The following is a 14285-nucleotide window of genomic DNA, read 5'->3' on the forward strand; positions in this document are numbered from 1 at the left end:
CTAAACCTCCTCGTCGTATTGCACATAATCTTTGCGCAGTGGATACCCAACCCAATCATCCGGCAACAGGATTCGACGTAAATCCTTATGTCCCGGGAAATGAATACCCAAAAGGTCAAAAGTCTCTCTTTCATTCCAATTTGCCCCATGCCAGAGGTCCATTACAGAAGCAACTTTTGACTCTTCTCTGCTCGTTTTGACCTTTACTGCCAAGCTTTGGCGATTTTTGTAGGAATAAAAGTGGTAGTATACCTCCAGGCGATCCTCGTAATCGACACCGTGAAGATCGGACAGGTACTCAAAGCTCAATTGCTCGTCATCTCTTAAAAATTGGGCAACTTGATGCCAACGCTCGTTTTGAATGGTGAGGGTCGGAACTTCCTTTCCCAGCTCGTTAATATACGAAGCCTCGATGACTTCCTGTCCAAATGCTTCGGAAATTCGTGACACGTATTTATCAAGATAGGGCTGGTTTTTGGAAGGTGCTTTTGGCACTTCCTCTGCCGGAGCCTCATCCCCACTCGCTTGCGCTGCTTTTGCCTTCGCTGCTGCTGCGGCGGCGGCTTTGGCTTTTGCGGCAGCTGCGGCCTTTGCCTTGGCGTCATCATCACCGGAATCATCGCCGCCTGCTTCACGTGCGGCTTTTGCCTTAGCAGCGGCTGCTGCGGCAGCCTTGGCTTTTGCGGCAGCTGCGGCCTTCGCCTTGGCATCCGCATCTGGAACTGAATCAGCTGTATCGGCTCCGTTTTCCGCGGCTTCTTTTGCTTCCTTCACTGCTTTTGCCTTGGCTAGTGCTTCTGCGGCAGCGGCTTTCTTGGCTGCGGCTTTTTCCTCAGGCGTCATTTCGGTCACAGGCTTTGTTGGTGGTGGGGAAGTTTCTGCTTGTTCCTTCGCTGCTTTTGCTTTGGCAATCGCTTCGGCCGCTGCGGCTTTTTCTTCCGGCGTCATTTCCGACACAGGCTTTGCTGGTGGTGAAGCAGCTTCTGTCTGTTCCTTCGCCGCTTTTGCCTTGGCAATCGCTTCGGCCGCTGCTGCTTTCTTCGCTGCGGCTTTTTCCTCAGGTGTCATTTCTGACACAGGTTTTGCTTCCGGAGCAGAGACTTCCTCTTGTGGCTCTTGAGATGCCTCTACTGGGCTCGCCTCTTGGGAAGCCTGCGCTTCCTGTTCTCTTAATTTTCGCAAAGCTTCGGCCTTGGCACGGGCTTCAGCCGCTGCCGCTGTCTTTTCCTCCGGCGTCGGCTTGCGTTTCTCGTCGCTCATAGATTGGTCACCTGCTTCCCAGTCTTCGCTTCGTAACGGATTTTTTCTTGGAGCTTATTGATTCCGTAGATCAAAGCGGCAGGGTTTGGCGGACAACCCGGAATATATACGTCGACAGGCACAATCTGGTCTACACCTTTTACCACGCTGTACGAGCGCACGTACGGACCTCCCGCTGTCGCACAGGAGCCCATGGCAATCACCCACTTTGGTTCAGGCATTTGATCATACAGCCTGCGCAGTAGTGGTGCCATCTTTTTCGTGACGGTTCCAGCTACGATCATGACATCAGATTGCCTTGGGGATGCTCGAAAAATAACGCCGAACCGGTCGAGGTCATAACGCGCTCCACCCGTTCCCATCATCTCGATCGCGCAACAGGCCAAGCCAAAGGTTAACGGCCACAACGAGTTGCTGCGAACCCATCCCTTCACTGTTTCCAATGTCGTAAACATGACGTTGCGATTCAATTCCTCTTGCAATTCAGGCGCAATGCTTGTCAGGTCTAGTTCCATTCCAGCACCTTCTTTCTCCACGCGTAAATCAATCCTACGACGAGCAAGGATATAAAGATGACCATCTCGACTAAGGCAAAGAGCCCCAGTTCTTTGTAAGCGACGGCCCACGGATACAGAAAGAGTGTTTCTACATCAAAGATGACAAACATGAGGGCAAAGATGTAATACTTCACGTTGAAACGCACCCAACTGTCACCAACAGGAATGTTACCGCTTTCATAAGTAGTTTGCTTCTCCCGTGTCGGTTTCTTTGGACGAAGCAATGGACCAACAAAACTGACTGTAGCCACGGGCAACAACACACCTAGAATCAAAAAGATCGCGACAATCACATAATTGTTGGTATAGATGTCACTCACCCACGTTCCCTCCGCTCTTGAGAAAGGTATGAATCGTCTTGCGCTGTCCTCCAGAAGAAGTCGAGACTCCCTCAAAAGGGTACTGCTCGCAGCATCAAGGTGTAGGTATGAACGCTGTCGCTGCTAGAAAAAAATACCTTTATCATTATAGCAAATTGCCAATAGGGTGTCTAACGAAAGCCTTCCTTTTGTGCCATATAAAGGGAAAAAACCCAGGGATTTCTCCCTGAGTTTTTCCAGCATAGTATGATGACCAAACGAATATGCCCGTCTGGCTCTCTTATTCTCTTAATTATTGAACGTTGTTTGAAAATTGCTGTCCGAGGAAGTCCTCGTAAATTCGCTCCCATACAATCGTGAAGTTCATCTTCTCGTCTTCTGGGATCTCCAGCATATTTTCAATCGCATCTTCCATATATGGAGTCAGCTTGATCAGAACCTCTGCCAGCATCTGGTCATTGGTGTTCAGCAATTGCTTCATTTCTGCTTTGGACATGCTGAACGTATTTTCTTCTTCCTCGTGCAGCTTCATCACGAGGCGGCTAAACATCGGATGAACCAATGCTTCCAGTTTAACATGAGCCAATGCAAGAGATTCTGCTTCACTCAACTTGAACAACTCAGATGCATCTGGGAACGGATAAACCGGTACATCCCAAGCATCTCCATTATCAATTACCAGACCCCACTTCACGAAAAGCCCAATCGCTTCATCAAGAGATGTCGGATATGCATAATCGGAACGGCTCATGAACGCTTTGAATCTGTTCAAGAGGTTCACGTAGCCTTTGAAATCTGCTTCAGACTTAAAGCCTTCTTGAACAGGCTCGGTGAATGTGCCTTTCAATGCATCGAACTCGTCCAGAGCTTTTCTCATTTCTTCTTTTGTCTCATGCTTCGTTACTACATAGCACATTGCCTGGAAAAGAACATTCATTTCATGAGATAGCACGCTTGTCCAGCCATTAGCCGCAAAGCTGCTAGGAATCACTACGCCATCTTGATTGTGGCGGATATCGCGAACGGTTTGCATCAATTACACTCTCCTTTAATCCCAATAGCCAATGCCGCTTTTTCCCGCTGTTTTTCATGCTAACGTAGCTCGTCGGCAGGGCATTAGGTCTATTATACACAGAAACATTAGGCAATTACCAACTGGAAATATCATGCCCGATTTCCATGGCTCATCATTCATCGTCCTATAACCGAAAAATCCCCGCAGCCACATGGGCGCGGGGATATCAAGCTTACGCTTTACTTCGCTACGTCGAGACGTGCCATCGCACGTTGCAGCGCGCGTTCTGCACGCTTGACGTCGAGCTCGGCATATTTCTCAGCCAAACGCTTTTCAGCACGCTCTTTCGCTGACTTCGCGCGTTCAACATCGATGTCTCCCGGCAATTCAGCCGTTTCAGCAAGGATGGTTACTTTATCGCCGCGCACTTCCATGAAGCCGCCGCTTACAGCCATCTTTACTTCTTTATCGCCTTCTGTCTTAATCCGAACTGGCGCTGTTTTCAGCGGGGTTACCAACGGCACGTGGTTCGGCATAATACCGATTTCCCCTTGCAAGCCGCGAGCAATCACCATTTCAGCCTGACCGCTGTAGACAACCCGTTCAGGAGTTACGACTTCAACTGTCATCTTACTCACTTACTCGTCTCCCCTTTCCAGGGTGTCTTACGCCATTTTCTTCGCTTTTTCTACCGCTTCTTCAATTGTACCTACGTACAGGAACGCGCCCTCTGGCAGGTGGTCATGCTTACCTTCGAGGATTTCCTTGAAGCTGCGAACGGTTTCTTTCAATGGCACGTATTGGCCTGGGTTACCAGTAAACTGCTCGGCAACGTGGAAGGACTGGGACAAGAAACGTTGAATGCGGCGTGCGCGTCCAACTACTTGCTTGTCATCGTCACTCAACTCGTCCATACCGAGAATCGCGATGATATCTTGCAGTTCTTTGTAACGTTGCAGGATTTTCTGAACGCTACGAGCCACATCATAGTGTTCTTGTCCTACAATATCAGGAGCCAGAGCACGGGAAGTGGATGCGAGTGGGTCTACCGCAGGGAAGATACCCAACTCAGCGATGGAACGCTCCAGGTTCGTTGTAGCGTCCAAGTGAGCAAACGTAGTAGCAGGAGCCGGGTCAGTATAGTCATCCGCTGGTACGTAAATCGCTTGAATGGACGTTACGGAACCTTTTTTCGTGGAAGTAATACGCTCTTGCAACTGACCCATTTCGGTAGCCAGTGTTGGCTGGTAACCTACCGCGGATGGCATACGGCCCAAGAGAGCAGAAACTTCGGAACCCGCTTGAGTAAAGCGGAAGATGTTATCAACAAAGAGAAGAACGTCGCGGCCTTCTTCATCACGGAAGTATTCCGCCATAGTCAGACCAGTCAACGCTACACGAAGACGTGCACCAGGCGGCTCGTTCATCTGACCGAATACCATCGCGGTTTTCGGCAGAACGCCTGCGTCTTTCATCTCGTGGTACAGGTCGTTACCTTCACGGGTACGCTCACCTACACCAGCGAATACGGAAATACCACCGTGCTCTTGCGCGATGTTGTTGATCAGCTCTTGAATAGTAACGGTTTTACCTACACCCGCACCACCAAACAGACCGATCTTACCACCCTTGATGTACGGAGCCAAGAGGTCAATAACTTTGATACCTGTTTCCAGGATCTCAACAGTCGTTGCTTGGTCTACGAACTCAGGAGCTTTACGGTGAATTGGGTCACGACGATCTACTTGACCGAGTTCTTGCAGGTCGATCGGCTCACCCAATACGTTGAATACGCGTCCGAGGGTTACTGCACCCACTGGAACGGAGATAGCTGCACCGGTATCAACTGCTTCCATGCCACGAACCAAACCGTCAGTGGAAGACATTGCAACGGTACGAACCAAGTTATCGCCCAAATGAGTAGCAACCTCAACAGTCAAGTCGATGTCGCGCTCACCAGCGCTTTGTGCTTTATGTTGAATCTTGATCGCATTGTAAATGGCAGGCAGGTGTCCGCGGTCGAACTCGACGTCAACAACCGGACCCATTACCTGAACCACGCGTCCATTCGCCATCTTACTTCTTCCCTCCTGTAAAGCTAAATTGGGAGCTATTCGCTGCCACTAAGCCTGTGCGTTTGCACCTGCAACGATCTCGGAAATCTCTTGTGTAATGGCTGCCTGACGAGCACGGTTGTAGCTCAACGTTAAACGGTTGATCATATCCGTAGCATTGTCTGTCGCGTTGCCCATTGCCGTCATACGGGAACCTTCTTCGGAAGCTTTTGCTTCGAGAAGTGCACTGTAAACCAGTGTTTCCGCATATTTCGGCAACAGATCCGCCAATACTTCTTCCGAGGACGGCTCATACTCGTAATTCAATTCGCGCGCATTGTTGCTCTCGGGAGCTTCCAAAGGCAGCAATTGTTTTACGGTAGGTATTTGCGAAATTGCACTTTGGAACTTGTTGTAGCACAGGTACAGTTCGTCAATCTGCTCATTCTCGAACATTTGGACTGCTGCACCGGCAATTTTCTTGATATCAGCAAAGGCTGGGCTGACTGGCAGACCTGTAACTTCCTCCAACAGAGGGTAGTTCCGCTTGCTGAAGAAGTCACGACCTTTGCGGCCAATCACAAAAATACCGTACTCATCCTTGGACTTGTGCTTCTCGTTAATGGTAGTTACCACTTTACGGAGAATGTTGGCATTGTAACCCCCAGCAAGTCCACGGTCGGAAGTGATGACAATATAACCAGTCTTTTTCACCGGACGATTTTGCAACATTGGATGTTTGGAACCAGAGTTCCCACTCGCGATGCTTGCGATCACTTCTTGGATCTTGTCAGCATACGGGCGTGCCGCCTCAGCTTTATCCTGGTTACGGCGAAGCTTTGCAGCCGCCACCATTTTCATCGCTTTCGTGATTTGGCGCATATCTTTTTTACTTTTGATACTGCGTCGAATCTCACGTATTCCTTTAGCCACTCGTTTTCACCACCTTGAGGACGCATGCACGGGCAAATGGCCCGGCATGCATCTGATGTCTATCAGGTTAACGATTAGCGAGTTACCGAAAAGCCTTTTTTGAACTCTTCGATCGCTGCGTTGAATTCTTTTTCATCTGGAAGGTCTTTCGTTGTGCGGATGTGCTCCAACAGTTGCGGTTTGTTGGAATCCAAGAAAGACAACAGCTCTTTCTCAAAGCGGCGCACTTCTGCTACTGGAATGTCATCCAGGTAACCTCTTGTAGCGCTATAGATAGAAGCAACTTGCTTCTCAACAGGCATTGGATCGAACTGACCTTGTTTCATGATTTCCATCAAGCGCTCACCACGGGTCAGACGAGCTTGGGTCGCTTTGTCCAGATCGGAACCGAACTGAGCAAACGCAGCCAACTCACGGTATTGAGCCAACTCGAGCTTGAGTGGACCTGCTACCTTTTTCATCGCCTTGATTTGCGCGGAACCACCTACACGGGATACGGAAAGACCGGTGTTAACCGCTGGACGTTGACCTGCGTTGAACAAGTCTGTCTCCAGGAAGATCTGACCGTCCGTGATGGAGATCACGTTGGTTGGAATGTATGCGGAAATGTCACCCGCTTGGGTTTCGATGAATGGCAGAGCTGTAATGGAACCAGCGCCCAGATCATCAGACAGTTTCGCTGCGCGCTCCAGCAAGCGGGAGTGCAAGTAGAATACGTCACCAGGATATGCTTCACGACCTGGAGGACGACGGAGCAAGAGGGACATTTCGCGGTATGCAGCAGCCTGTTTGGACAGGTCATCGTATACGCACAGAACGTGTCCGCCTTTGTACATGAAGTACTCAGCCATTGTTACACCTGTATATGGAGCCAGGTACAACATTGGAGCTGGGTCAGACGCAGTAGCAGAAACGATGATTGTGTATTCCAGAGCCCCTGCTTTACGCAGAGTTTCTACGATGTTTGCAACGGTGGATTGCTTTTGACCGATAGCAACGTAGATACAAATCATATCTTTACCTTTTTGGTTGATGATCGTGTCGAGCGCCACTGCTGTTTTACCAGTTTGGCGGTCGCCAATGATCAACTCACGCTGTCCACGACCAACTGGGATCATCGCGTCAATCGCTTTGATACCTGTTTGGAGCGGCTCGTGTACGGATTTACGTGCCATAACGCCAGGAGCTGGGCTCTCGATTGGACGGAAACCGTTATTTGCAATAGGGCCTTGACCATCGATTGGTTGACCCAGTGGGTTTACAACGCGGCCGAGCAGCGCTTCCCCTACTGGAACTTCCATAACGCGGCCGGTACGTTTTACAGTATCGCCTTCCTTAATGTCGCGGAAAGGTCCCATAATAACGACACCCACGTTATCTTCTTCCAAGTTGAGTACCATACCCATTACGCCATTTTGGAACTCGAGAAGCTCCCCTTGCATGGCCTTTTCCAAACCGTGAACACGAGCAATACCGTCACCTACTTGGATGACTGTGCCTACATCCACAACTTCGATTTCAGATTTAAAGTTAGCGATCCGCTCTTTAATGAGGGAGCTAATCTCTTCTGGTCTGATTGCACTCACTTAATTCACCCCATTCATCCAACTTCTTAAAAGCCATCGAACTTTACGCCTTTTGCGCAAAGGTTTCCAACTTTGTTTTCAGGCTGCCATCATACAGACGGTCGCCAATTTTGATAATAATGCCGCCGAGAATCGCTGGATCTACGACTGCTGTCATACGCAGCTTTTTGTTCAGCGTTTGGCCGAACTTCTCAGCCAGCTCATTTTGTTCTTCAGCAGAAAGCGGCTTTGCACTTGTCACAATCGCATCTGCGAATCCGCGAGCTTCGTTCGCCAATTGTACAAAAGAACGGTAGATATCAACCAGATCAACTTCGCGTCCGTTCTCAATCAGGACGTTTAGAAAATTAAAGGTTTCTTCCCCTACATGGCTTTTGAACAATTCGTCAGCGAGCTGGCTTTTTGCATCTGCTGCGATGTGCGGGTGCAGCATGATCTTTTTCAGATCTTCGTTGCCTTCAACCGCTTCTACGATTGCACCCAGGTCTGCTTCCACCTGATCAATCTTGCTACGCTCACTCGCTACTTCAAAGAGAGCGCGAGCATAACGTTTCCCTACTGCGCTACTCATAGGCGATCTCCCACTTGTGCGAGAAATTTGTCAACAGTAGACTTTTGAGCTGCTTCGTCCAGTTCTTTCTCAATGATCTTGGAAGCCAAGAGCACGGAAAGACCAGTCATTTGCTCACGCAGTTCGAGTTTTGCTTTTTCTACTTCACGAGCGAGTTCAGCACTTGCATCTGCTTTCATGCGCTCAGAAGCTGCTTGTGCTTCAGCAACGATTTTGCTTGCTTCATCAGACGCTTGCTTTGCAGCACGGTCGATGATCGCTTTAGATTCAGCGCGAGCTTCATCCAAAAGACGGCGTTGTTCAGCCAAAAGCTTTTCGGATTCCTTGTGGTTGCGTTCCGCAGTAGCGAGCTCGTTCTCAACATGAGCACGGCGCTTTTCCAATACGTTCGCAATCGGTCCTGTTGCATATTTGGAAACAACGATCAACAGCAAAACGAAAATAATCACCTGGAGTAGTAATGTGCCCCATTCCAGGGATACGGCTCCAAACTCAACCATTTTTAGTTCACTCCTTCCTGACAAACGAAAGATTCTGCAATAAGTTCTTTGCGTACTTACCAGAATTATTACTAGAAGACTTCCATGCCAAGCTTGTGGCCGAAGCCTGATTTTTCCCTACTAAAAGATAGGCGAAGGTGACCCTCCGCCTATTTAATACTGTTCAACTGTTCGCTTAGCCCAGACGACCCATCAAGATGAAGCCTACAGCTACAGCGATAATTGGAATCGCCTCTACGAGACCCATACCGAGGAACATGATACCCATCAGGTTACCACGAGCTTCAGGTTGACGAGCAACACCTTCAATTGTTTTAGAGATTACGTTACTTGCACCAAAAGCACCACCAAGTGCTGCCAAACCGAAAATAAGACCCATAGCAATAGCTACACCCATAACTTCCATGTTAAAAATACCTCCCTAAATTGTTGTTAACCAAAACTAGATTTTAGTGTTCATCATTCACAAGTTGTGAAATGTAAACCATAGAAAGAGTCAAGAAAATGAACGCCTGAATTGCACCTACGAAGACGGAGTAGCCGAGCCAGATAAACAATGGTGCTGCGGCCAAAATACCCCCACTCAACAGGAAGGCAATCATGATCTCTTTTGCAAAGAGGTTACCGAACAAACGCAGAGGAAGCGTCAACGGTTTAATGATAAACTCCTCAAGAATGTGAATCGGGTTGAGGAATACGTGCTTGAACCAACCACCTGGACTTTTCTTGATACCGAGGTAGTGGGAGTAAAGCAATACCACCAATGCCAAACCAAATGTTACGCTTGGCGTAGCAGTTGGCGATTTCCACCAGACAACGTGAGCCCCTTTTTCAGCTAGCTCGTGCTCAACGGTTTCGCGCTTTTTCGCTTCGGCTTCTGGCGTAGTAGCAACAGTCAGCATCTTCATAACGCCTTCGCTGATCTCACCTTTGTGCACTGTAGTCACGTTGGCGATAACACCCAGCTGATTCCCAATGAAGATGTAGAGGAACAGCGTAATACCAAGCGTCATCATCATCATGACTTTCTTATGATCCATGTATCCTGCGGAAACATTCTTGACGAAGTCAAAAATCCACTCGACTGCGTTTTGCTTGGCACCCGGAACTCCGGTTTCCAGCTTCCGCGTCATTACAACTAGGAAAACAAACACAAGCAGTGCGGTAAGAAGCATCATAAGAATAGTAGCGATGTCAAATACCATGCCAGCCCACTCAAACCGTAACGTATAATGATGACCCATCTTTTCACCCCTTTCCATCAATAGATAGAGGTTGTCCGAAACATCTGTCTAAGCACTGCTATCGAACGCTCTCTGTTAATTCATTTCATGTTTAGTAAAGCTGTACCAAATCTATTTGAAATTGCGGTATACGAGTAGAAAGCCGATCCCTTGGATCAAAAACAATCCAAGCAGGACCCCAGATAACATGAAGATGTGAGGAAAAAGAAAGGTAAGATAGGCTGAAAGGCCGGCAATCATAAACCGGAGCATCGTCCCTGTTCCTTTTGGTCTTACATCAGGGTTATCTGCTATTTGCCCTACGACCCAGACCTTGCCAGCCAGAACGATGGTATTAATGATTCCTGCCACGGTTCCGAGTAACAAACTCTGTAAGAAAACTTTGTGATCAGGCAATAAAACTAATAGGATTACAAACAAGGCCAAACACCAAAAAGAATAGCGAAAAGTCTTTCGCATCGCTAAAGCAAACGCTTCCATCGTTCGTCACCCCCTACAGATACGGGCGAATGAGTCGATAGACAGTGTATACACCAACAGCAATCCCTGTAATCAAGCCGATAAGCAAGAACCAAGGATCAGTCGCTAGTAGGCGATCCGCGTATCTGCCGATCATAAAACCGGCAACCACACAAATGGCAAAGTCAAGACCAAGTACGCTGACCAAACCAAGTGCTCGCCATGGATTGTCAAGTTTCGCCAGTTTATCCTTCTCCTTTCACATAAGGAGAGGGCACACAATTTCCAAATGCCCTCATCCATATTAACGAAGATTTATTCCCTTTGTCAACGCAAGCGTTTCTGTGTACACAAAGCGTTCACAATTTAAAAATTAAATTTTCTCGACAATTGTGGAGACCCCTTGTCCACCACCAATGCAAAGAGTCGCTAACCCATATTTTGCCCCTTCGCGCTTTTGCAATTCATGCACGAGCGTGACCAAAATTCTCGCGCCACTCGCACCGATTGGATGTCCCAAAGCAATGGCTCCGCCGTTGACATTCAGCTTCTCGCGATCAAAGCCTAATGCTTTGCCAACAGACAGCGATTGGACGGCAAAAGCTTCGTTTGCTTCGATCAAATCGATGTCAGCAATCGACAGTCCCGCTTTTTCCAGTACGCGTTTAGTCGCAGGAACAGGACCGTACCCCATAATGCTCGGATCAACACCTGCACTCGCATTGGCTACGATACGGGCTAGAGGCTTCACTCCCAGCTCTTCTGCCTTCTCGCGTGTCATAATCAAGAGAGCTGCTGCTCCATCGTTGATGCCGGATGCATTTCCAGCTGTCACAGTTCCATCCTTTTTAAATGCAGGCTTCAGCTTGCCTAGCGCTTCGGCTGTCACGCCAGCACGCGGGAATTCGTCCACGGCAAACAGCACCGGATCAACCTTGCGCTGCGGAATCGGGACCGGCACGATTTCTTCTTGAAAACGGCCGCTAGTGAGCGCTTGCTGAGCTTTTTCCTGGCTCCACGCTGAAAATTCATCCTGCTCTTCGCGTCCGATTTCGTATTTGGTGCAAAGATTCTCCGCTGTAATGCCCATGTGGTAGTCGTTGAAAGCACACCACAGCCCGTCACGAATCATGGAGTCTACAACTTTCTGATCTCCCATGCGGTAGCCTGAGCGCGCACCTTCCATTAAGTATGGTGCCTGGCTCATATTTTCCATCCCACCAGCCAAGACAACTTCTGCCTCACCTGCAAGGATTGACTGAACGGCCAGATGAACGGCTTTTAGACCTGAACCACAAACCTTGTTGATTGTCAGGGAGGGAACTTCATGAGCAAGGCCAGCGTGAATAGAAGCCTGGCGCGCCGGATTTTGACCCAAGCCTGCTGACAGTACATTCCCCATAATCACTTCATCGACCGCATCCTTGGAAACACCTGCACGTTCTAGCGCTGCTTCCAGTACAATCCCGCCCAGCTTTGTCGCGCTGACACCTGCAAGCGTTCCTTGAAAGCTACCTATAGCAGTGCGCACAGCACTCGCAATGACGATTTCTCTTTGACTCATCTTCCACACACCCCTCGAATACACAGGATAGGCAACCTTCTTAAAATTCCATCTTTTGCGGATAATTCCTGCAAAGAAATCGCTTTCTTTCCATCATGATGAAAAAACCGTCACCTCTCATGAGAATAAGAGAGTGACGGTCCCGTTTTTTACAGGAGTGCTTCTGCAATCTCGTCGACGACGTTATTAATGGCAATCGGGCCGTAATAGGCGATCCACACCGTGGTGTTTACCTCGTAGACCTTGTTTTCCTTGGCAGCTTTCAAGCCTTTCCAAATGGAGCTGTTTTTGTACTCATCTGTCAATGCTTGATTGGCTTTGTCCGTTACGACAAACAAGTGACCAGCCTTCAGCTCTGGCATTACCTCTAGCGAAATCATCGTAGCAGTATCTGATTTATCCATGGCTTGCTTAGGCGGAGTCAGCCCCAAATCGGTATATAAGATGGCAGCTGTACGGTGTTCAATGGTATGCAGTCGAATGGCATTGTCACGCGGACGAATCAGTGCGACAGACTCACCCTTGAGTTTGGTTGCCAGTTCCGCTTTCAATTTGCTCGTTTTCTCCTGGTAGTCCTTTACGATTTGCTCAGCTTCTTGTTCTTTTTCAAGAATTTTTCCGAATGTAAGCAGTGTCTCCCGCCAGTCCTCGTTTCGACCAAACATAATGGTTGGAGCGATTTTGGACAGGTTATCATAGATTTTATCCTGGAACTCCGTGCAAATAATCAAGTCAGGCTCCATAGCTACGACCGCTTCGGAATTAGGCTCGTCCTTTGTCCCGAGTACATGTACATCTTTTAGTTTGTCCATGAGATACTCGGGAAACTTCGTACCGTCCCCCGTTGTAATCACACTGCCTGCAGGCAATTCGCCCAAGGCAATCATTTGATCTGCATATTGTGTATCCAGCACGGCGATTCTCACTGGTTTAAAATCAAGCTTCAGCTCGCCTTTCATGTGCTTAATCGTACGCGGTTCGCTTTTCTTCGCTTCTTGATTCGCGGCGGGTTGCGTTGTATTCGACTGCGTCGCTACCTGATTCGTAGCGCCAGTGGCTGTACTCCCCGTATTGCTAGTATTCGTGCCGCCAGCTGAGCAGGCTCCGAGCAGCAAGGTAAGGCTAAGCATCAGATTCAGCGCCAGCATCGCTTTTGTACTCTTATACATCGGTACGGCTCCCCCATCTCTTGATCGCAAATGACTTTGATTTTCATTTTCAATGTGATCATTATATTTCCACAGCTTTTGACCAGCAATGGAATATCGCGACAAGAGTGATGGACTTTGGCGACGAATTTCCGATGTCAGCTGATTTTCCTTATACACAGAAGGGGAGAAGCCTGTATATTTTTTAAAGATACGACTGAAATAATAGCTGTCTGTATAACCTACTGATTCCGCTACCTCTTTAAGCCCCAAATTCGTTTGACGCAGCAGTTCCTGCGCTTTTTGTATGCGCACCTGGATCAGATAGTCGATAGGACCGACCGCTAGCTGGGCTTTAAAAGTGCGTTGCAGGGATCGGGGACTACAGTTTAAGAGCGCGGCAAAATCATCGAGTGTGAAAGCCTCTGCGTAATGCTCCTCGATATACCTGACGGCCTGAACGACCAAATTCGGTACCGTTACTCCGATTCCTTGCGACTCCATCTGTGCCATTAGCTCACATACGAGTTGATAAAGCAGGGCCTTGGCTCGCAGCTTGTCCAGGTTGCCGTTCTGATTCCATGCTTGCTGCATACGTGATATTGCGACAAATACATTTGCCTGATGCATGGGAGTAAAGCCGTATTGGATGTGAAAAGGTTGTGTTTGCTCCAGTAAACGTAGCAGCTCTTGCCGACAAGGCAACGGCAAATGAGCTTTGTATAAAATCAGATAGTATTCCAGCTCACCCTTGATTTCCTCGATATCCACGTAAGTACCTTTGCCAGCATGGGCCATATAGCAATTCTTAATAGCATGCGCATTCCCATCAAGACGAATCAGCCCACTGCCCCTCACCGAGAATAGAAAGGCACTAGCCGGCAATTGATAGGATCGCAGCTGCTCTCCGGCTCGCATGACGATATGCCGTACATCATGTAATCGCACACTTGCCTGATTCCATAGAAAAATATGATCATTCACGTTCATTGTCCTACAATCAACTCCTTGATAGCCCTCCCATCGTTCTTCTATTCATTCTATTTGATAACCATTCTCATTTCTATAGCAAAT

Annotated in this window: 16 protein-coding genes; all 16 read right to left on the minus strand. The window is 48.5% G+C overall.

The window, feature by feature from the left end:
* The 16 genes from EL268_RS29660 to EL268_RS29735 all read right to left on the minus strand — a co-directional run bounded on the left by EL268_RS29660 (position 1) and on the right by EL268_RS29735 (position 14201).
* Positions 1-1260 (minus strand): NADH-quinone oxidoreductase subunit C, encoded by a 1260-nt coding sequence (locus EL268_RS29660; RefSeq protein ID WP_106654760.1) that lies wholly within the window; start codon positions 1258-1260, stop codon positions 1-3.
* Positions 1257-1775: a NuoB/complex I 20 kDa subunit family protein gene (locus tag EL268_RS29665; protein WP_007725455.1), complete on the minus strand. Its 519-nt coding sequence runs from the start codon at positions 1773-1775 to the stop codon at positions 1257-1259. The genes EL268_RS29660 and EL268_RS29665 overlap by 4 nt, the downstream gene beginning before the upstream one ends.
* Positions 1766-2137, minus strand: a complete 372-nt coding sequence (locus tag EL268_RS29670; RefSeq protein WP_015893615.1) for an NADH-quinone oxidoreductase subunit A — start codon at positions 2135-2137, stop codon at positions 1766-1768. The genes EL268_RS29665 and EL268_RS29670 overlap by 10 nt, the downstream gene beginning before the upstream one ends.
* 292 nt (positions 2138-2429) lie before the next feature.
* Complete coding sequence (locus tag EL268_RS29675) at positions 2430-3170, minus strand: DUF6042 family protein (protein WP_106654761.1); 741 nt, start codon at positions 3168-3170, stop codon at positions 2430-2432.
* A 221-nt stretch (positions 3171-3391) separates the two neighbouring features.
* Positions 3392-3790: a F0F1 ATP synthase subunit epsilon gene (locus EL268_RS29680; protein ID WP_106654762.1), complete on the minus strand. Its 399-nt coding sequence runs from the start codon at positions 3788-3790 to the stop codon at positions 3392-3394.
* A 27-nt stretch (positions 3791-3817) separates the two neighbouring features.
* Positions 3818-5227 (minus strand): F0F1 ATP synthase subunit beta, encoded by a 1410-nt coding sequence (gene atpD / locus EL268_RS29685; RefSeq protein ID WP_106654763.1) that lies wholly within the window; start codon positions 5225-5227, stop codon positions 3818-3820.
* 48 nt (positions 5228-5275) lie between these two features.
* The gene (gene atpG / locus EL268_RS29690; RefSeq protein ID WP_048035081.1) at positions 5276-6139 is read right to left on the minus strand and encodes an ATP synthase F1 subunit gamma; all 864 of its coding nucleotides are present in this window, start codon (positions 6137-6139) and stop codon (positions 5276-5278) included.
* A 74-nt stretch (positions 6140-6213) separates the two neighbouring features.
* The gene (gene atpA, locus EL268_RS29695) at positions 6214-7725 is read right to left on the minus strand and encodes a F0F1 ATP synthase subunit alpha (RefSeq protein WP_106654764.1); all 1512 of its coding nucleotides are present in this window, start codon (positions 7723-7725) and stop codon (positions 6214-6216) included.
* Between the two features lie 43 nt (positions 7726-7768).
* Positions 7769-8296 (minus strand): F0F1 ATP synthase subunit delta, encoded by a 528-nt coding sequence (locus tag EL268_RS29700; RefSeq protein WP_106654765.1) that lies wholly within the window; start codon positions 8294-8296, stop codon positions 7769-7771.
* Positions 8293-8796, minus strand: a complete 504-nt coding sequence (gene atpF, locus EL268_RS29705; RefSeq protein ID WP_106654766.1) for a F0F1 ATP synthase subunit B — start codon at positions 8794-8796, stop codon at positions 8293-8295. The genes EL268_RS29700 and atpF overlap by 4 nt, the downstream gene beginning before the upstream one ends.
* A 175-nt stretch (positions 8797-8971) precedes the next feature.
* Positions 8972-9202 (minus strand): F0F1 ATP synthase subunit C, encoded by a 231-nt coding sequence (gene atpE / locus EL268_RS29710; RefSeq protein WP_017252354.1) that lies wholly within the window; start codon positions 9200-9202, stop codon positions 8972-8974.
* 43 nt (positions 9203-9245) lie between these two features.
* The gene (gene atpB / locus EL268_RS29715) at positions 9246-10040 is read right to left on the minus strand and encodes a F0F1 ATP synthase subunit A (RefSeq protein WP_106654767.1); all 795 of its coding nucleotides are present in this window, start codon (positions 10038-10040) and stop codon (positions 9246-9248) included.
* A gap of 111 nt (positions 10041-10151) precedes the next feature.
* Positions 10152-10520: an ATP synthase subunit I gene (locus EL268_RS29720; RefSeq protein WP_106654768.1), complete on the minus strand. Its 369-nt coding sequence runs from the start codon at positions 10518-10520 to the stop codon at positions 10152-10154.
* Between the two features lie 13 nt (positions 10521-10533).
* A complete protein-coding gene (locus tag EL268_RS29725; protein ID WP_307724157.1) occupies positions 10534-10707 on the minus strand; it encodes an AtpZ/AtpI family protein in 174 nt (57 codons plus the stop codon).
* A gap of 165 nt (positions 10708-10872) precedes the next feature.
* Positions 10873-12063 (minus strand): acetyl-CoA C-acetyltransferase, encoded by a 1191-nt coding sequence (locus EL268_RS29730; RefSeq protein ID WP_106654769.1) that lies wholly within the window; start codon positions 12061-12063, stop codon positions 10873-10875.
* A 149-nt stretch (positions 12064-12212) separates the two neighbouring features.
* A complete protein-coding gene (locus tag EL268_RS29735) occupies positions 12213-14201 on the minus strand; it encodes an ABC transporter substrate-binding protein (protein WP_106654770.1) in 1989 nt (662 codons plus the stop codon).
* Between the last annotated feature and the right edge of the window lie 84 nt (positions 14202-14285).

Origin of the sequence: Brevibacillus brevis (genome assembly GCF_900637055.1) — a bacterium.
Classification (GTDB): domain Bacteria; phylum Bacillota; class Bacilli; order Brevibacillales; family Brevibacillaceae; genus Brevibacillus; species Brevibacillus brevis.

Coding starts and splice junctions, on each gene's coding strand:
- EL268_RS29665 (WP_007725455.1), bottom strand. CDS start 1,775: ATGGAACTAGACCTGACAAGCATTGCGCCTGAATTGCAAGAGGAATTG.
- atpE (WP_017252354.1), bottom strand. CDS start 9,202: ATGGAAGTTATGGGTGTAGCTATTGCTATGGGTCTTATTTTCGGTTTG.
- EL268_RS29660 (WP_106654760.1), bottom strand. CDS start 1,260: ATGAGCGACGAGAAACGCAAGCCGACGCCGGAGGAAAAGACAGCGGCA.
- EL268_RS29735 (WP_106654770.1), bottom strand. CDS start 14,201: ATGAACGTGAATGATCATATTTTTCTATGGAATCAGGCAAGTGTGCGA.
- EL268_RS29720 (WP_106654768.1), bottom strand. CDS start 10,520: ATGGAAGCGTTTGCTTTAGCGATGCGAAAGACTTTTCGCTATTCTTTT.
- EL268_RS29700 (WP_106654765.1), bottom strand. CDS start 8,296: ATGAGTAGCGCAGTAGGGAAACGTTATGCTCGCGCTCTCTTTGAAGTA.
- EL268_RS29675 (WP_106654761.1), bottom strand. CDS start 3,170: ATGCAAACCGTTCGCGATATCCGCCACAATCAAGATGGCGTAGTGATT.
- EL268_RS29730 (WP_106654769.1), bottom strand. CDS start 12,063: ATGAGTCAAAGAGAAATCGTCATTGCGAGTGCTGTGCGCACTGCTATA.
- atpF (WP_106654766.1), bottom strand. CDS start 8,796: ATGGTTGAGTTTGGAGCCGTATCCCTGGAATGGGGCACATTACTACTC.
- atpD (WP_106654763.1), bottom strand. CDS start 5,227: ATGGCGAATGGACGCGTGGTTCAGGTAATGGGTCCGGTTGTTGACGTC.
- atpB (WP_106654767.1), bottom strand. CDS start 10,040: ATGGGTCATCATTATACGTTACGGTTTGAGTGGGCTGGCATGGTATTT.